This window comes from Candidatus Poriferisocius sp., from assembly GCF_965214065.1.
GTDB lineage: Bacteria > Actinomycetota > Acidimicrobiia > Acidimicrobiales > Bin134 > Poriferisocius.
In genome coordinates this window covers 891,884-910,661 of sequence record NZ_CBDCAT010000027.1, presented here as the reverse complement: position 1 = coordinate 910,661, position 18,778 = coordinate 891,884, and the positions used below count along the sequence as shown (strand labels likewise).

13 protein-coding genes are annotated in these 18,778 nt (G+C 64.0%); 9 read left to right on the top strand and 4 right to left on the bottom strand.

Translation table 11 applies throughout. The features are described 5' to 3' along the window. Positions 1–55 precede the first annotated feature (55 nt). Genes ACOOGG_RS10740 through ACOOGG_RS10720 form a run of 5 tightly spaced genes read left to right on the top strand, consistent with a single transcriptional unit; the run spans position 56 to position 8,201 of the window. On the top strand, positions 56–1,543 hold the full coding sequence (locus ACOOGG_RS10740) for a hypothetical protein (RefSeq protein ID WP_420435076.1): 1,488 nt from the start codon (positions 56–58) through the stop codon (positions 1,541–1,543). A 14-nt stretch (positions 1,544–1,557) separates the two neighbouring features. Further along, the gene (locus ACOOGG_RS10735; RefSeq protein WP_420435074.1) at positions 1,558–3,774 is read left to right on the top strand and encodes an MFS transporter; all 2,217 of its coding nucleotides are present in this window, start codon (positions 1,558–1,560) and stop codon (positions 3,772–3,774) included. Continuing rightward, positions 3,771–6,593 carry an ABC transporter permease subunit gene (locus ACOOGG_RS10730; protein ID WP_420435072.1) on the top strand — a complete coding sequence of 941 codons (2,823 nt, stop codon included), beginning with the start codon at positions 3,771–3,773 and terminating at the stop codon, positions 6,591–6,593. The genes ACOOGG_RS10735 and ACOOGG_RS10730 overlap by 4 nt, the downstream gene beginning before the upstream one ends. 37 nt (positions 6,594–6,630) lie before the next feature. Beyond that, positions 6,631–7,212, top strand: a complete 582-nt coding sequence (locus ACOOGG_RS10725) for a TetR/AcrR family transcriptional regulator (RefSeq protein WP_420435070.1) — start codon at positions 6,631–6,633, stop codon at positions 7,210–7,212. Beyond that, positions 7,209–8,201: an endo-1,4-beta-xylanase gene (locus ACOOGG_RS10720; protein WP_420435068.1), complete on the top strand. Its 993-nt coding sequence runs from the start codon at positions 7,209–7,211 to the stop codon at positions 8,199–8,201. Before ACOOGG_RS10725 ends, ACOOGG_RS10720 begins: the two co-directional genes overlap by 4 nt. A 23-nt stretch (positions 8,202–8,224) precedes the next feature. Here the strand turns inward: ACOOGG_RS10720 and ACOOGG_RS10715 are convergent, their stop codons facing one another. Together ACOOGG_RS10715 and ACOOGG_RS10710 are read right to left on the bottom strand one after the other, a co-directional pair. Beyond that, positions 8,225–9,016: a phytanoyl-CoA dioxygenase family protein gene (locus ACOOGG_RS10715; protein WP_420435066.1), complete on the bottom strand. Its 792-nt coding sequence runs from the start codon at positions 9,014–9,016 to the stop codon at positions 8,225–8,227. 164 nt (positions 9,017–9,180) lie between these two features. Next, entirely contained in the window at positions 9,181–10,452 is a 1,272-nt protein-coding gene (locus tag ACOOGG_RS10710; RefSeq protein ID WP_420435064.1) for a DUF222 domain-containing protein, read from the bottom strand. A gap of 552 nt (positions 10,453–11,004) precedes the next feature. Here ACOOGG_RS10710 and ACOOGG_RS10705 point away from each other — a divergent pair. Both ACOOGG_RS10705 and ACOOGG_RS10700 read left to right on the top strand, forming a co-directional pair. After that, positions 11,005–15,171, top strand: coding sequence for a type ISP restriction/modification enzyme (locus ACOOGG_RS10705; RefSeq protein ID WP_420435062.1), 4,167 nt, complete (start codon positions 11,005–11,007; stop codon positions 15,169–15,171). A gap of 477 nt (positions 15,172–15,648) precedes the next feature. Next, positions 15,649–16,335 (top strand): type ISP restriction/modification enzyme, encoded by a 687-nt coding sequence (locus ACOOGG_RS10700; protein WP_420435060.1) that lies wholly within the window; start codon positions 15,649–15,651, stop codon positions 16,333–16,335. A 22-nt stretch (positions 16,336–16,357) separates the two neighbouring features. Here the strand turns inward: ACOOGG_RS10700 and ACOOGG_RS10695 are convergent, their stop codons facing one another. Then, positions 16,358–16,774: a type II toxin-antitoxin system VapC family toxin gene (locus tag ACOOGG_RS10695; RefSeq protein ID WP_420435058.1), complete on the bottom strand. Its 417-nt coding sequence runs from the start codon at positions 16,772–16,774 to the stop codon at positions 16,358–16,360. Then, positions 16,761–17,039, bottom strand: a complete 279-nt coding sequence (locus tag ACOOGG_RS10690; protein ID WP_420435056.1) for a type II toxin-antitoxin system Phd/YefM family antitoxin — start codon at positions 17,037–17,039, stop codon at positions 16,761–16,763. The genes ACOOGG_RS10695 and ACOOGG_RS10690 overlap by 14 nt, the downstream gene beginning before the upstream one ends. A gap of 178 nt (positions 17,040–17,217) precedes the next feature. Between ACOOGG_RS10690 and ACOOGG_RS10685 the strand changes: the two genes are divergently transcribed. After that, complete coding sequence (locus tag ACOOGG_RS10685; protein ID WP_420435054.1) at positions 17,218–18,012, top strand: SRPBCC family protein; 795 nt, start codon at positions 17,218–17,220, stop codon at positions 18,010–18,012. Beyond that, on the top strand, positions 17,996–18,775 hold the full coding sequence (locus ACOOGG_RS10680; protein WP_420435052.1) for an SDR family oxidoreductase: 780 nt from the start codon (positions 17,996–17,998) through the stop codon (positions 18,773–18,775). Before ACOOGG_RS10685 ends, ACOOGG_RS10680 begins: the two co-directional genes overlap by 17 nt. The last annotated feature ends 3 nt before the right edge of the window (positions 18,776–18,778 follow it).

Below are 18,778 nucleotides of genomic sequence, written 5' to 3'. Positions count from 1 at the left end.
TTTTCTACCAGTGGTACATTTGGGACGCAACGACGCTGGGACAAGGGGGAACGAGATGAGAGGTCTGCGTTCGTTGCGAGGACTTTTGGGTCTGCTACTCGCATTGGCCGTCGTTGGGGCGGCCTGCACTACGGGGGGCGGTGAGGACGAACCAGCCGCTGATGAAGCCCCCACGGCCGAACCGGCCGAACCGGCAGGCACCGGCGACGAGCCCGAGCCGGCCCCAGAAACGCCAGCCGAGCCGGCGGCCATCGAAGATGAGCCCGAACCGGCCGAACCTGCACCCGATGAGACCGAGCAGGCCGAAGCCCCCGAAGCCGCGCCCGAGCCGACGCCAATCGTTCTCACCGCCAGCTTCCGAGGCGTAACCGAGGACGCCATCCGAATCGGAATCGGGTTCTGGGACACCTCCTTGTTCGGGTTCGGGTTCTTCGGCGATCCCCAACCGGTGTGGGAAGCCCTTGTCGGCGCGGTCAATGCTGACGGCGGGATCCACGGGCGCATGCTCGAGGCACACATCGCCGGCTTCAACCCGGCCCTGCCCAACGAGATGCTGGCCGCCTGCATCTCCCTCACCGAGGATCACCAGGTGTTCGCCGTTCTCGGCGGACTGCGGGGCGACGCCAATTTCTGCGTATCCGAGCAGCACGAGACCATCCACATCGGCTCGCAGGTGAACGCCAAAGGAGAGCTCTTGGAGCGGGCCCGGGCTCCGCTGGCCAGTTTCAGAATCGAGGGGACGGCCAGGGACGAGGCGTTCATCGCGGAGCTGGACCGCAGGGGATGGTTCGACGGCGCTACCGCAGTGGGCATCCATTACGACGGAACCAGCACTGCCGAACTATTAGGCGATGTGGTGGAAGCAGCCTTCGCCGACGCCGGAGTGGAGATCGCCATCACCATGAACATCGACGATCTGGTGCTCGACGATGACGCCATTGAGAGCCAGACCGAGATCATGCAGGAGCAGGTGACCGACGCCGGCATCGACCGCATGGTGATCTTTGGGGCCGCGGCCACTGGACTCGTCACCTACGGCGACTTAGGTATCCAAATGGCCGCGGTGGACTCCACCAACTTCACCACTGCGATCTCCTCGGGCATCGACCCGGTTGCGCTGGACGGCACCATTTCATCCGCCGTGCGGCTCGACCTGGCCACCGACCCGGTGGACGCCGAGACCCAAGAGTGCATCGACATTGTCTCCGCCGCGCTGCCCGACGCCCGCTTCGAGCGGCCCGGTCCGGGGGTGGAGAACAGCGAGGAAGACCCCAACTACTGGAGCTACACCGTGTTGGCGTGTCGCGATCTGTCGCTGTTCGTGCAGATCGCCGCTGCGTCCAGCGTGGAGCTCACCAATGATTCCTTCCAGGCTGGGCTGGAATCGCTCACCCAGGCGTCGCTGCCCGAGATCCCGTTCTTGTCGTTCGGACCGGGCAAATACAACGGCAACGACACCCTGCGGCTGGTGCAGTTCGACGGCGACGCCGATGAGGACGGCGAGCTCGCTGCCCTGGGCGATGCCGTAGACCTGACGCCGTGACCCTGTAGCAACTGATGGCCGAGGCGTCGGGCGACCGCCGCAACTTCGCCGACCTGAGTCGGGCCCTGCTCGACGAGGAGGCGGCACGCGAGGCAGCCGAAGCCGACCATCTCGAGGTCCGGGCCGACGAGGACCTCCCCGGAGTCGGTGAAGAAGCGGTAACCCTCCGCCAGGCAGTAGCCACCGGCGGTGTCGGCGTACTGGCAGTACTGGGCACCCTGGACGCGGTGGATGCCTTCCAGCTCGCCATTCCCAGTCTGCTCGGCCCTGAGATTCAAGACAGCTTCGGGGTGTCCGACGCCGGGTTGGCAGTGATCGGGATCGGCGGTCTCATCACCACCACGCTGTGTGCCATCCCGATGGGCAAGATGGGCGACCGGGTAAACCGCATGCGGCTGGTGGGGTTGGCCACCGTGTTCTGGAGCGTGGCCATGTTCACCCGCGGGTTCCAGGCCACCGCGCTGGGGTTCTTCTTGGTCGGCATGCTTATGGGAATCGGCACGTCCAACACCTTTCCAGTGCAGGGAGCGGTTTTGGCCGACGCCTACCCCATTTCGGCCCGAGGTCGCATTTACGCCGTCAAGAACGTGCTCGGTCGAGGGGGCGAGCGGATCGCCCCGCTGCTGGTGGGCGGCCTCATGCTGCTGGTAGACGACAACTGGCGGTGGGCCTACTGGATCTTCGCCTGGCCCACGCTGGCGTTGGGAATCTGGGCTTTGTTCGTTCCCGATCCGCCTCGGGGCCAGTTCGAGCAGAAATCCGTGCTCGGTGAGGTGATGGAGGAGGATGATGACCCGCCCCGGGTGTCGCTCGGGGCGGTGTGGCAGCGCCTCATGGCCATCAAGACGCTGAAGTTGGCGTGGATCTCCTTCAGCATCATCGTGTTCTCGATAATCGGGCAGAGTTTCTTGGTCAACCTGTTCCTGGAAGACCGATGGGGCCTGAGCCCGTTCGAGAGGGCGATGATCGGATTCGTCCCCGGGATGCTGGCGTTCGCTGCCGCACCGTGGGCGGCCAAGCGTTACGACTCTTTGTACCGCGAGAGCCCGGCTAAGGCGCTGAGTTGGGTGGGCGCCCTTTTCTTCCCCATTGCGGTGGCCATCCCTATCCAGTTCTTCATGCCCCATCCCGTGTTATTCGCCGCGGTGGGGATCGTCCCCGCGGTGTTGAGCGTGATTATTTTCGGCATGATCTCACCGCTGTTAGTGGGGGTGGTCCCCTATCGACTGCGCGCCCAGTCCACTGCGTTGTCGATCATGGTGATCTTCTTGGGCGGCGGCGTGCTCGGCCCCATCGTGGCCGGGCTGCTGTCAGACGCCACCGACGAGCGCACCGCCATCTTGATCGTGGCCATCCCGTTCAAGCTGCTCGGCGGCGCCCTGTTGATCTGGGGGGCCCGACACATCCGCCACGACCTGTCACTAGTAGTAGACGAGATCGAGAAAGACCACGCCGACTTGGAACGGCGGAAATCGCACCCCGACCTGCTGCCCGCGGTCGGCCTGAGAGACATCGACTTCTCCTACGGACCGGTGCAGGTGCTGTTCGGGGTCAACCTCCATGTAGACCGCGGCAAAACCCTGGCGCTGCTGGGGACAAACGGCGCCGGCAAGTCGACGATTCTGCGGGTGATCAGCGGACTGGCCGTTCCGTCGCGGGGCATCGTCTCCCTACACGGGCGTGACATAACCCTCACCTCTCCCCAAACCCGGGTGGACATGGGCATCCAACAGCTCCCCGGCGGCAAAGCGGTGTTCCTTCCGCTGTCCATCGAGGACAACCTCCGCACCGCGGGATGGACCATGCGGCGGAACCGGGCCCAGCTCAACGACCGCATCGAACATGTGCTGGAGATGTTCCCCGAGTTGGCCGATCGGCTCGACGAGCCCGCCAGTGCGCTCAGCGGGGGCCAGCAACAGATGCTGGCCCTGGCCATGGTGCTGATGCACAAGCCTGATGTGCTGCTCATCGACGAACTCTCCTTGGGCCTGGCCCCGGCGGTGATTGGCGAGCTGTTCGAGATCATCGAGGGGCTAAAGGCCGAGGGCCAAACGATGGTCATCGTGGAACAGTCGCTCAACATCGCCACTGCCCTTTCCGATCGGGCTGTGTTCATCGAGAAGGGACACGTCCGCTTCGACGGCCCTACCTCTGAGCTAGCCGAGCGGGGCGACATTGCCAGAGCCGTCTTCTTGGGTGACAACCGCCCCGAACCGGAAAACCCGTCGTGATCCTCGCCTTCGAGGTCGGACGCCAGTTCGTCTTCATCGGCGCGGTGAACGGCCTTTCCTATGCCCTGTTGGCCCTCGGGGTCATCCTCATCTATCGGTCGAGCCGGATCATCAACTTCGCGGTGGGCGCCACCGGGCTATTGGCCAGCCAGGTGCTGGCCCATCTGGTGATCCGCTACGGCGTGCCCTACTGGATCAGTGTGGCGCTGGCCGTGCTGGCTGGGGCCGCGTTCTTGGGACTGGCCGAGCTAACCGTGGTGCGCCGCCTGTTCACCGCTCCCCGGGTGATCCTGCTGGTGGCCACCATCGGGCTGGCCCAGTTGGCCCAAGCTCTCATATTCGCCCTGCCCGAAGCCTCGGCTGCTGACAAGCGGGAGCGGTTCCCCACGCCTTGGAACCGGGAACTGGAGTGGTTCGGCATCCGCATCGAAGGAGGGGAGTTCATCTTGTTCGTCGCCTCAGCCGCGGCGGTGGTGGCGCTGAGCATCTGGGTGAGATGGTCGGCATGGGGGCGGGCCATTCGGGCCACGGCGGCCGATCCCGATCGGGCCCGCTTGGCCGGGATCCATCCGGGCCGGGTGTCGACGGTGGTGTGGGTGCTCACCGGGGCGTTCGCCGGGCTGGTCACCGTGTTCCAAGAGGCCGACTCCATCGGCTCGTTCGTGGTCACTGGCCCCGGTCACGCCACCATGACCCGGGTGTTGGTGGTGGCGGTGTGCGCCTCGTTCGTGTCGTTCAGCGTGGCGGTGGCCACCGGGATCATCCTCGGCATCGTCGAGGCCCTTATCCGGGTCAACTACCCGCTGGATCTGGGTAGGTTCGAAGCGGTGCTGCTGCTGGTGGTCATTTTGGGGATCGTGGCCACCACCCGACGGGCCGCCCCCGACGAGGCCGGCGCCTTCTCGTTCAGCCCCCGGATTCGTCCCATACCGGCCCGGCTGCGCTCGATCTGGTGGGTTCGCCACCACTCTCGGATCATGGCCGCGGTTGGGGTGACCATTGCCGCGGTGGTTCCGGTGTTCGTCTCCACGGCCAGCCGCACCTTCCGCTACAGCGAAATCCTGCTGATGGCGCTGGTCGCCCTCTCCTTGGTGGTGCTGGTGGGCTGGAGCGGGCAGATCTCACTGGGCCAAGGCGCTTTTGCCGGCCTGGGCGCACTGACCACCACTGCGCTGGTCAGCGGCAACGATCTCGGGCTCGGGGTGGCCGGATTCGACGTGGTGGTGCCCATGCCTGAGCTGCATTTCCTGTGGGCCGCGGTGTGGGGTACGGCCGTGGCCGCCGCCGCGTCGGTGGTAATAGGTATCGGCGCGCTCCGAGCCCGGGGACTGTTGCTGGCCGTGGTCACCCTGGCGTTCGCGGTGGCCGCCGAGAAGTTCTTCTTCACCCGGCCATTCCTCAGCGGAGGCAGCCAAACCGCAGCGCTATTGGAGCGGGCCCACATCGGACCCATCGACCTCACCCCCCAGCGAACCTATTTCTATCTGGCCCTGATCGGCCTGGTACTGGGGGTGGCGTTCACCGCCCACCTGCGCCGCACCGGGATAGGGCGCCGCATCGTGGCCACCAGGGAGAACCCGTCAGCCGCGGCGGCCGCTACCGTGTGGCCCACCGGATCCAAGGTGCTGGCCTTCGCCTTGGGCGGCGGGCTGGCCGGGTTCGCCGGGGCGCTCTTGGCCGGGCTGTACTCGACGGTGCTGTTCTCGTTCTTCTCGGTCGACGCTTCGTTCCAAGTGGTGGCCATCGCGGTGATCGGCGGCATCGGCTCGGTTGTCGGCCCGGTGCTCGGAGCACTCTGGGTGATCGGGCTGCCCGCCTTTTGGCCCGACTCCGCACTTATCCCGGTGCTGACCAGCAGCCTGGGAATACTAGTGCTGTTGATGTACGCCCCGGGCGGCTTCGTGCAGCTCTGGTACCTGGCTCGGGACTCGTTCTTCAGCTGGTACGCCCTGCGACAGCCCGCCCCTCCGACGCGAGTTCGAGAAATGCCCGGGTCGGTTTCGATCCCGTCGCCGCCATCGCAAGTGGCACTGGCCGCCAACGAGCTCACCGTGCGCCACGGGCCCCGGGTTGCAGTCAACCAGGTGAGCCTCGAGGTGGGCCACGGCGAGATCGTGGGGCTCATCGGGACCAACGGAGCGGGCAAGACCTCGTTCATGAACGGGGTGGGCGGCCTGATCCCCGCGAACGGGCGAGTGGAGATCTACGGAACCGACGTGAGCCGACTTGCTGCCCATCGTCGCCACCGCCACCACCTGGGGAGGACCTTTCAGGCCGCCACTTTGTTTCCCGACCTCACCGTGCGCGAGACGGTGCAGGTGGCACTAGAGCGTCGAGGCCGAACTCGATTTTGGCCCGCGGCCCTGGGCCTGTCTCCGGGTTTTCGCCACGAACGGCGACAGGCCACGACAGCCGATGAGTTAATCAGCTTCTTCGGCTTGGGCGACTATGCCGACAACTTCGTGGCCGAGTTGTCCACCGGCACTCGCCGGATCGTGGAGCTGAACTGTCTGGTGGCCGGGGGATCCCGACTGCTGTGCCTCGACGAGCCCACCGCCGGGGTGGCCCAGAGGGAGGCCGAGGCCCTGGTGCCGCTGCTGCAAGGGGTGCGCCGGGAACTCGATGCCTCGGTGCTTTTGATCGAGCACGACATGCCGCTGGTGATGTCGATCAGCGACCGGATCTATTGCATGGACGCCGGAGAGGTGATCGCCGAGGGGCCGCCTCAGGCGGTGCGCGACAACCCCAGGGTGGTGGCCAGCTACCTGGGCACCGACACCCGGGCCATTTCTAGATCAGACGCAGGAGGTGGGCCATGACCAGCCCGTTGCCCGACACGGCTCCCCAACCGAAGCCATGAGCTCAGTGTTCGCCGATCCTCCGATCACCCCCAAAGCCGAGGCCACCCGCGCTCGGCTGTTGGAGGTGGCCGCCGAGGTGTTCGTAGAGCGGGGCTACGCCGCGGTCTCATTGCGAGACATCGCGGTGGCCGCCGGGGTTACCAAGGGGGCCATCTACGGCCACTTCCGGTCGAAAGGCCAGCTTCTGGTGGAGGTGATCCGCACGCAGTTGGCCGAACGCGACTCTCGATTCGATGCCCAGGCTGCTTTTGAGCGGCCCATCGAGGTCTTCTTCCAGTTCATCAACCCCGACAGCCGCCACCTGCGACTCTTGCAGATTGACGCCGCCGCGGCCGCTCGCCACGATCCCGACGTGGCCGCCGGGATGGCCGAGATCTTCTCGGCCCGCAACGCCTGGATCCTCGACACACTGCGGCGCCTCGACGCCCCCGAAGTGCTGCTCTACGTGATCAACGCCCTGTCGGCCGGGGTCGGCGTGCAAGAAGCCCACAGCCGGCCGGCCCCCAACCCCGAGCTGTGGTCCAAGACTGTGGCCCGGATGTTCGGGGTCACCGAGTCGGCGAGGCGGTCGCCGTGAGCCTAAGGGATCTGGCGGCCGCTGGTGGAATCCGGGTCGGGGCCGCGGTCAGCGACACTGTCTTCGCTTCTGGCGACGAGGATTACCGGTCGCTGTTGGCCGCCGAGTTCAACTCGGTCACCGCCGAGCGGGCCATGAAGTGGATGTGGATTCATCCCGAGCCCGATCTGTGGGAGTGGGAGGCCAACGATGAGCTGAATCGGTTCGCGGCCGACCATGAGATGCAGGTGCGGGGCCACACCGTGGTGTGGCCCCATTGGGGCACGCCGACTTACATCACCGAGTGCGAAGATGCCGGGGCTCTTCGTCAATACCTCACCGACCATCTCCAACGGCTCTTCGCCCGGTGGGGAGGGGCGGTGGCCCGAGTCGACGTTGTCAATGAGCCGCTGCACTGGTTGGAAGGCCGTCATGCCGAATCCGTATGGCGCACCCTGCTCGGGGAGGACTACCTGGCCGAGGTGCTGGCCCTTGCCCACGAGGTCGACCCAGACATCGAGCTGTGGATCAACGAGACCCACACCGACGTGATCCCTGACAAACACGACCTGTTCACCCGGACTGTTGCCGACCTAGTTGAGCGGGGCCTGCCCCTCCACGGGATCGGCATCCAAGGCCATCAGCTCTATCCCGACTTCTCCCCCGGACCTCCCGACCCCGCTCGCCTCCATCGAGGAGTATCTACCTTCGCCGACATGGGGCTGGAGGTGGCCATAACCGAGATGGACATCTTGGCCCACCCCACCGATTCCGACCGCTTAGACGTCCAGGCCCAGCTCTATGGCGAGCTGGTCGACGCCGCGCTGTCGGTAGAGGCGTGCAGAGAGGTCACCTTCTGGGGGGTGAGCGACGCCCACTCGTGGGTCGACCAGCACTTCGGCCCCGATCGCGCCCCGCTGCTGTTCGATCGGGATGGAAACCCCAAGCCAGCCTACGACGCAGTGGCTGCGGCGTTCGCCTCCCGAGCCCGCCGCGCAAATGCGGTTTGATCGAGCCCTCCGCTCTGTATTCGTCAGTATTCGATGGGCACCGGCTCAGTGGATGCCTGCACCGGATGGCCGTCGCGCAGAACCTCGGTCCAGTCCTGGTTGAAGGCGAGATAGCCCTCTGAATTGGCCGCCGCGTAGTGGTACACCATGGCCGCTCGCATCCCATCGGTGAGATTGTCAGTAGACCGATGGCGCAGATGGGAGTGGAACACCAGCAGATCGCCCGGTTCCATGAGGACTACCTGCTCGTTGTGGGTGGGGACGTCAACGATCTCGACATAGGCCAGCCCGGCGCCCTCCCGGGTGTCGGGCACGGCGTCGTGGATCGGCTCGGTGTGGGAACCGGGGACGATCCACAGCGGTCCGTTGTCCGGGGTGGCAGCCGTGCAGGCCAGCCACACCCCCACCTGCGGCAAAGGGGTCATGCGGAAGTAGTAGTCGTCTTGATGCCAGGGCTGGCCGAGCGTGCCCGGATGCTTGAAGATGAACTGTGACAAAAAGCAGTCCACGTCGGGGCCGATGAGATCGCCCATCATCGACAGCAGCCGGCGATCGGTGGCGAACTCATTGAACACCGGCTCAGCCCGCATCACCCGAAAGATCTTGGAAACGCCCACCTCTGGAGTGGCTGGATTCTCGTTCGTCTTGTCGGGAGTGATGAACAGATCAGGCCGCGACTCCCCGGCGGCGTTAGACCGGGCGACCTCCACAATCCGCTCGATCATGGCGTCGGTGGTCGCCCGATCAGCGAACCCCCGCTCAATAAAGAACCCGTTCTCTTCCCAGCTCGCCCGCTGAGACTCCGTCAACCCCATCGCTAAGAAATATACCAACGGTCGATTCTCTTAGCTCAGGAGTATGGAATGGCTGTCGCGCCGACTGCTGCCCATACATACAAACGGTCGATTTTCTCAAAGCTCAGGAGTAGGAGTTGGAGTTCATGCTAGAAGCTGCGGTCGTGCCCCGGTAGGCACTGTGTTCAGCTAAGAAGTACCGGTTGGCGGTTGGCAGGGTGTCCAGTGCTGATTCCTGTTTCGGGGAATGGGTCGGGCTCTTGAGAGGGCGTGTCGGGTCTGGATCGCCACGGTCGCAGGTGGGCGTAGGGTCTGGGCGGCGGTCTGAGTTCGTAGGCACTGCCGCTTGTCCGGTGTACTTCCCAACCGCCGACATGGATGTTGTGGTGGCAGCTCGTACACACCAAGACCAGGTTGTCGATGTCGGTACGGCCACCCTTGGACCACTCATCGATGTGGTGGGCCTCGCACCAGACGGCGGATCGCCCGCATCCGATGCAGTGCTTGTCCCGGATGATGAGCGCGGCCCGCTGGGCTTCGGTGGCCAACCGGTGCTTGCGTCCCACCCAGAGTTCCTGATTCTTGGTGTTGAACACGCAGGGCAGAATGTCGGCGTTGCAGGCCAGCAGCAGGGCCTCAGACATAGGCAGCTGGTCCCCGTCGGGCAGACGGACATCAGCAATCTGGTTGTTGACCATGTCCCACTCCGCGGTCAAGACCAGCGTGGTGCCCTGGGGTCTGCTGTCGCGGGAATCGGCACAAACCAAATTCTCCAACGCATCGGCGAGCCGCTGGTCGAATGCGGCTTGTTCGCCTGCTTTGTCGTCTTTGCGTAGTCGACGCTCTTCGGCGGCCAATGCGGCCTCGATCTTGTTACCCGCCAGCGGGTCGAACCGGCCGTTCAGGATGAACATGCCGTCGTCGGGCGACTTGAAGAAGTTGATCGACCGTCGCTCCCGCTGCTTCTCGAACAGCGATTTTCCGCCGTCGTCGGATTGTTCGTGCTGGTGGTCGCGCAGAGTCCGGGAGAAGGTGCCAAAGTCTTCGCGACGGGCCGCCTCCACCAGCACGGTTTCGTCGACCGGCCCCCGGGAGGCGGCTTTGGCGATCTGCTTGGCATGGGCCTCGGGAATCTCACCGGCACCCAACGCGTCGAGCGTTTCGGGAACCCGAGAGAGCTGAGAGGCGGTCTCCACCTGCCGGCGAGCTTGCTGTTTGGAGGCCTGAAGCTCTTCCAAGGCCACTCGACGGGCCAATCCCTCACCCCCACGGCTCGTGTACGCAGCCAGCGTGGTTGTCTTCATCGCCGCCAGACGAGCCTCAGCCCGCTTAATCAACCCCAACCGCTCCCGCAGCTCCGACAACGACAAAACGTCAACATCAACCGCCTCCGGCCAAACCGGAGCGGACAGCCTGTCGCCAGTCCGTTTCTCCTGGTCAAAGCCCATAAACTCCATACATACAAGTATACCGACCCCAGTGGCAATAACCATCTGAATAAGCATGAATAACCAGTTTTACCCGGTGATTGTCTGACTTTGATTTGTATATATTTAATATCGCCTAAATCTCTCCCAGTTGGGGTATGGAATAAGTCGCCACTGCCCTAACAGAATGCCGTAGGGTATTGTTCTCATGTGGCGGCCTCTTGATGTGATGCTTGCAGCAGTCGGAGCGCTATGCGGTTCCGGCGGAGCGATATTGCTGGCCGACTGGGCGACGACAAACAACGATAGGTATGGCGGTACCAACTCCCCAGTGGGATGGATTCTCCTTCTACTGTTCGCAGTAGCCTGCGGCTTTGCCATCTACTATCGAGAGAGACTCAATATCAAAGAAACGAATCGCCAGAACACCTCTAAACCTGAATAGCGTGATCTTGGGTAGAGGAATCTTGCGATGACCCCCCCCCCCCCCCGCAGGATGAGTCTGGAGGCAGTGACGGGCTAGGCCGGGGCCTGTTCGAGGAGTTACGCGGGCGGTATCCCACTGCGCAAGAACGGGGCCGGGTGTTCGAACGGCTCATGCAGTACGCCTTCGGGCGGCATCCGGGCGAGTACGGGCCGAGCCGCTTCAAGAAGGTGTGGCGGTGGATGGAGTGGGCCGACCGGGAGGCCAACGGGTACGGACACGACGTGGGGATCGACCTGGTGGCCGAACAGACCGAGACCTGGGGTGGGGGCTTGTGCGCGATTCAGACCAAGTTCTACGACACAGGGTCGGTCGACAAGGCGGCGGTTGACTCGTTTCTGTCGGCTTCGAGTGCCGGCATCTTCACCAGCCGCATCTTGGTGGTCACCTCGTCGTTGACCGCCCACGCCCAAACGATGGTGTCGAAGACCTCGCCGAGCTGCGAGGTGCTCTACGGCAGCGACATCGAGAACTGGCCAACGGTCTGGTCGGACTTCCTGGACTCACCTGAGAGGTTGTCTTTCGGTTCGGTCCGCTACGAGCCCTTCGGGTTCCAATCTGAGGCAGTGCAAGAGGTTGTCGCCGGCTTTGCCGATCACGGTCGGGGAAAGCTGGTGCTGCCGTGCGGTACCGGCAAGTCGGTGGTTGCGTTGTGGGTCGCTGAGCAGGTGGCGGGCCGGGGCGGGCGGGTGCTGTACCTGGTGCCGTCCATCGCGTTGATGGGCCAGACCATGCGGGAGTGGGCCCGCCAGCGCGATCCCGCCATCCCCCTCCGCTACATCGGCATCTGCTCTGACACCCGGGCCGGTCGCAACGATGAGGACGCCGATATGGCCGAGTTGGCCATGCCGGTTACCACCGACCCCGACAAGATCGCAGAAGAGCTGGCTGCCGAACACGACGAGGCGATGACGGCGGTGTTCTGCACCTATCAGTCGTTGGAGTTGGTGACCCAAGCCCAAGCCGGCGGCGCCCCGGCTTTCGATCTGGCCTTGTGCGACGAGGCGCACCGCACCACCGGCATACAAGAAGCCACCCGAGGCAGCGCGTTCACGCTGATCCATGATGAAGACGAGGTGCTGGCCGACAGACGGCTGTACATGACGGCCACCCTCCGCCTGTACACCGACCGGGCGAAAGCCAAGGTCTCGGAGAACACGAGCGACTTCGATGTGTACTCGATGGACGATGAGGCCGTCTACGGCCCGGAGTTCTATCGGATGGGGTTCGGCGAGGCAGTGGAGGGCGGGCACCTCACCGACTACGAGGTACTGGTGATCGCGGTGGCTGAAGACCCGGTGCTCGAAGGGTTCGATGACCTCGCAATAGGCGACGACCGCAGGCCCATCAAAGTGGAGGAGGCGGTCAAGCTGTCTGGCTGTTGGGATGCCCTGGCTGATCCCACCACCCGGACCCCCGAGGGACGCATCACCGGCGCGGTCAGACCCGGGCACTCGGCCCGTCGGGCCATCGCCTTCACCAACACCATCAAGAACTCCCAGCAGGTGGAGCGGTACTGGGGTCCGGTGGCCGACCTGATCTCCCCGCCGCACAACTTGAGCGTTGAACTGCTCCAGTGCGAAGTGCGCCACACCGATGGTGCCCGCAACGCCCTGGAGCGGGCCAACGTGATCTCCTGGCTCCAGGGCGGCGACCCCGACGGCGGCTGCCGGATCGTGACCAACGCCAAGTGCCTCACCGAGGGGGTGGACGTTCCCGCCCTCGACGCGGTTCTGTTCATCGAGCCCAAGCGTTCGCAGGTCGACGTGGTGCAGGCCGTGGGCCGGGTCATGCGCCGCTCACCCGACAAACAGACCGGCTACGTTGTGCTGCCCGTAGTTGTACCCTCGGGTTCGAACTTGGCCGACGACATCGTGCTGTCGGGCTCCGACTTCAAACAGGTGTGGAGCGTGCTCAAAGCGCTGCGCTCCCACGACGAGCGCCTCGACGTGGCCATCAACACCGCCGACCTCACCGGCAAGCTGCCGGTGAAGATCATCACCTCAGGGGTGTGCCCCGACTGCGGCCAAGCCGGGTGCGACGGCGGCCAAGACTGCCAAGACCGCCTCAGAGCAAGCGGCAACCTCCAACGCCGACTGCCGTTCGAGCACGCGGTGGCCTCCAAATTGGTGGAGAAGTGCGGCGACCGCCAGTACTGGAGCCGCTGGGGCCAAGAGGTGGCCCGGGTCACTACCACCATCGCAGCCCACATCCGCCAAGCCCGGCGCGACGACCCGATCCTCGCCGAGGCATTCCAACAGTTCACCGAGGCGATGAGGGCCACCATCGGCGAACACCTCACCTCCGAGTCGCTGGTGGTGATGCTGGCCCAGCATGTGGTGACCATCCCGGTGTTCGATGCCCTGTTCTCCGAGAGCGGCTTCGCCGACCGCAACCCCATCTCCAAAGCCCTCAACGAGCTGCTCGACGAGTTCAAAGCCCAAGAGGTGCGCCTGCGAGACGAGACCCGCGACCTTGACCGCTTCTACCAAAGCGTGGAGAACCGCCTGGCAGGCGCGGTCGACGGAGACACCCGGATCAAGGTGATGCTGGAGGTGTACGAGACATTCTTCAAAGAGGCCATGCCCGACGCAGTGCAGCGCCTGGGCATCGTGTACACCCCGGTGGAGCTGGTGGACTTCATCTTGCGCTCCGCTGACGCAGTGCTCCGCCAAGAATTCGGCCGGGGCCTCACCGACGAGGGCGTCCACATCCTCGACCCTTTCACCGGCACCGGCACCTTCATCAACCGCCTGCTCACCATCAAAGACATCAACGGCGAGTACCTGATCCGAGACAAGGACATCGAGCGCAAGTTCACCAACACCCACCACCCTTTGGTCCCCGACAGCGGCTCACCACACGAGATCCACGCCAACGAAGTAGTGCTATTGGCCTACTACCTGGCCGCCATCAAGATCGAGGAGGGCTACCGGGAGCGCACCGGCGGATACGAGCCGTTCACCGGCATCGTCCTCACCGACACATTCATGCTGCAAGACGACAGCCGCCTGCCCGGCACCGGCAGTATCAGCTACAACAGCGCCCGAGCCCGCCAACAAAACGAACTCCCCATCCAAGTCATCCTCGCCAACCCACCCTGGTCAGCCGGCCAGAAATCCGCCGGTGATGACAACCCCAACATCGACTACCCGGCGCTGGAAGAACGGGTAAGGGAGACGTACGGCAAACGATTGCGCGAGGTCTCAGACAAACCAGTAGGCGGTACAAGTTCAGCCAACCTCTACGTGCAAGCCATCCGGTGGGCCTCCGACCGGCTCAACCAGGCCGACAGCGACACCACTTGTCCCGGTGTGATCGCCTTTGTCCACCCTAACAGCCTCTCCAACGCCACCTCCCTGGCAGGAATGCGCGCCGCCCTCCGCGACGAGTTCACCGACATCTACGTGGTCAACCTGCTCGGCGACGCCATGAAATCTGGCAACGAGTTCCGCCGGGAGGGAGACAAGATATTCGGTGCAGGGTCGCGCAACGGCGTCCAGATCACCGTCCTGGTCCGCAACCCCGACAAGCCCCTTGGCCAGCCTGCAATGCTGCACTACGCCGAAGTACCAGAACGCTCAACCCTCAAACAGAAATTCGACTGGCTCGCTGACCTCGGAGACGCCACGAGCGACCAGTTCGAGACCGTGCCCGTCAACGACACCCACGACTGGATCAACCTTACCGACGGCACTTTCAACGACATGATGCCGGTCTGTATCACTAGTTCACAGCAGGACGCGCCCACAATCTTCTCGAAACACGCGTCAGGCGTGAAGACCAATTGTGATCAGTACGTCTACTCCTTCTCCAAGGAAGCCCTTGGCGAGCGAGTGCGACGCCTCATAGACGCCTACAACGATGCCGCGGAGTACCTCGCCGCCGGCTTCTCGCTGGACGAATGCACCGAGAATAGTGATCTTCCACGAATCAAATGGACTGAAACCCTCAAGCAGTCGCTCCGCAAGAATGAAGAACTCGTCTTCGACGAATCCCGCATCCGCGAGGTTCTCTACCGCCCCTTCACCAAGCTCTGGCTCTACGAAGACCCCCTCGTCCTCTCCAGAGTAAAGACCATTTCCGCACTGTTCCCACTAGTAAACTTACCCGACCCGACCCGACCCGACCCGACCCGCTTCTGTCTCGCCGCTCCCAACAACCGCGCCATTTTCTCGGTCCTGGCCACCAACGCCATGCCCGACCTCAGCGCCAACGGAACCAATCAGCCGACCAGGGCCATCCCCCGACGGAGGGGATCTTGATCTCGGGAACCTCCAACATGGCCTTCCAAGCCTTGGCAGCGAAGACACTGCCCGACCTGGCCATGGTCGCGGGGTCGAGGCAGACCCGGGTGCTGCCGCGGCGCAGACTGTGACCCCCCCCCGGCGATGCTCTTCAACCTCACCCAGCAGCTTCCGTTCGGGATCGTCGCCAGCAGCCAGCTCTCCGACCTGTGCGCCACCGGGCGACAGACCCGAGCTGTCCTCCGGGGACGATCTTGATGGCGGGGCCCTCGAACATGGCGATCTTCGGGGTGCTGGCCTCCCTGACTCTGCCCGACCTGCACCTGATGGGGCCGGGTCAGCAGACCCGAGCTATGCCCAAGCAGAGGCGGTCCTCTTGAGCAGCCCGTCGAACCGCACACGGTTCGCGGCATTAGCTGTCGGCTTGCTGCCCGACCTGCATGCCGTCGATCCGGCAGGGCGGGCCGTGACCCGCTGTTCTCAATAGGAGCGCATATGGCCGAGACTCTCGAGCTGGATCTGGATCTACCCCTAGACCCCGCCGACACCGACAACATCACCGACTGGTGCCTTGAGCGGTTCCACGACCGCTACGGCGACCACATCACCAAAGACGACATCTGGGAGTACCTCTATGGCGTGATGCATGCCCCCGACTGGCGGGAGCGGTACAAGCACGACCTCCAGCGCAACCTACCCCGCGTCCCCCTGGCGGAAGACTTCGAGGCGTTCCGGGCCGCAGGGCGAGAGCTCATGGATCTGCACATCAACTACGAAACCGTCGACGAGCACCCGGCGACCTGCCTGGTGGACGGCCAGCCCGATGAGGGAGACGCGGAGGCCGCCGCCTACCGGATCGACAAGAAGATGCGCTGGGCTAAGAGCGGCAAGGAGACCAACCGCTCAGTACTGGAGATCAACCACCGCTGCAAGCTGATCGACGTCCCCGACGAGGCCCACCACTACACCGTGTCGGGCCGCACCCCGCTTGACTGGGCCATAGACAGCCTCCGACTCAAATACGACAAGGCATCCGGCATAACCGACGACCCCAACGGATGGCACGCCTGGGCCGACGAGCCCTTCAACCTAATCCGCCACCTCCGCCGGCTCATCCACGTCTCGGTCGAGACCGCCCGAATCGTGGGCAATCTGCCGCCATCTTTGCCTGAAGGCAATTGAAGAGGCAGCCAGCGTAACCTCACTAAGGAGCCGGGTCGATGACTTCTAGGAGACGGGTGCGCTCGGCCCATTGGGTGATCTGGCGGTCGGCAGTTACCAGGCTGTGGCCTCCGACAATGGCCGTGGCGGCAATGAAGCGGTCCAAGGGGTTTCCGTGAAATCCCGAAGTGCCCAGCATCGACGACTCGATTGCGATTCGTGCTGAAACAGGGATGATGTTAAGTCCGTTGTCCATGCAGCTTTCTGCCCATGCCTTGGGCGGCATTCCCAAGTCGACTCTGCCATCTAGGTGCAAGCGAGTGGCCTCGGTCAGCACTACGGCAGAGGCCGCCAGCTCTCCTTCGAACTGGGCTTGGGTAAGCAATGCATCGGTGTGGCTGCCTAGCCGGTCGTCTGAACACCTCAGCCAGATCAATGAGTGAGTGTCAACCGTTATCATGACGCTCGTACCAGGCAACTGGGTCAAGGACTTTGTCGGGGTTGTCCTCCATGTCAAACGACTCGTCGTCCCACACCGAGGACACGATGTCACCGTGGATCTCGATCCGTCCTTTGTCGATCCCGCTCAAGGGGACAAACTCCTTCTTGACTGGAGCGAGACGGGCGACGGGCTTCTTGTGGCGGGTGATGATGATCTCTTCGCCGGTTTCGCCGACCTCGCGAATCAGCTGGAGGCAGTGAGTCTTGAACTCCCGCGCCGCCACCGTGCGAGTTTGTTGGCCATGACCTGACATTTTTTGTTCCATTACAATAACTTTCTTCTATTTTAGAGAAGTTCCTGTTCAGAAACCCATCAACCAAACAAATTATAGTCCCATAATGTAGTCACAAAAGCAGTTTGCCTTCGCCCCCGGCCAGCGACACACCGCTACTGTGAACACCATGGCTGAGGAGCGGCGCTCGATTGAACTGGAGGTAGAGGTTTCAGGGAACGCAGAGGAGGTGTGGCGGGCGGTGGCTACTGGGCCGGGGATCTCTTCTTGGTATGTGCCCCACACGGTGGAGGAACGCGCAGGGGGAGCGGCTATGGCCTCGTTTGGGCCAGGGCCGGAGATGCAGATTCCGGGGCGGGTAGCGGTGTGGGAGCCGCCTCGGTCGGTTTGCTTCGACGGTGGCGAAGGGGTCGATGGGCTGGCGTTCGAGTGGACGGTGGAGCCTCGGGACGACCGGTGCGTGGTGCGGCTGGTGAACACCGGTTTCGGACAGGGGGGCGAGTGGGACGCCCAGTACGACGGGATGGTGGAGGGCTGGGGGTTGTTCCTGTTCAATCTCAAGCTGCACATGGAGCACTTTGCCGGGCAGACCGCGGCACCGGTGCTGCCCGTGGGGATGTTGGCCGGTTCCCGGGATGAGGCCTGGAGTGTTCTTACCGACGCGCTGGGTATCCCTTCGGCTCCGGTTGCAGGCGAGCGGATCGAGGTCAACGCCTCAGGAGCTCCCCCGCTAGCCGGAACGGTGGTGGATGCCGCAACGTGGAGGATTGCCCTGCTGCTTGACCAGCCGGCGCCAGGAACCGGGTTCATTACCGTGGAGTCCTACGGCGAGCACGCCGGGGCCTCGGTGTGGCTGTACCTTTACGGGTCCGACGGAGCCGAGGCCGCCGAGCGGGACGGACCCTTATGGCAGGCCTGGCTGGCCGAGGCCCTCGGAGGGAGAGCAGATGGAAGCACTGGGTAAGCGCAAAGTATTGGTGGTTGGGGCCTCATCAGGCCTGGGTCGGGCCACCGCCATAGCGCTACAGCGCCTCGGTGCCCACGTTGCCTTTGCCGCCCGACGGCGCGACGTGCTGGAGGCCGCCGTGGAAGAGGCCGGAGGCGGCCACGTCGTGGTCATCGACACCCTTGACCCCTCAAGCATCGAACACGGGGTGGCCGAGGCCGCCGAAGTGCTCGGTGGTCTCGACGGCATCGTCTACACCTCGGGTATGTCCCCCATGGCGCCAATGGCCGAGCTGACCCAAGAGGACTGGCAAGCGGTCTTCGGAGTCAACACGTTTGGACCGAACCTGGTCATCAAGGCCGCCCTCCCCCATCTCAGCGAGGACGCGGTAGTGGCCGCAGTGTCCTCAGACTCATCCTCGATGCCCCGCCACTCGCTGGTACCCTACGCCGCCTCCAAGCGAGCTCTGGAAGCCACCATGGACGGATGGCGTACCGAGATGCTGGGCACCCGCCGATTCGTCACCGTCATCTTGGGGCCAACCATGCCCACCGAGTTCGCCAACTCGTTCACTCCCGAAGCCTTCGAAGCCGCCATACCCCATTGGCAACGCCAGGGATTCCGCACCGGGATCATGCAAGGCGACGAGGTTGCTCATGGATTGGTCTCCTGCATGGCTGCCTTGTTCGCCGCCCCCACGTTCGGAATCGAGTCGCTTCTGTTGCGATCACCTGAACCCGAGGTGGCCAACGAGTTCTCCACCGACATCGAGCAGCAGTAGCCC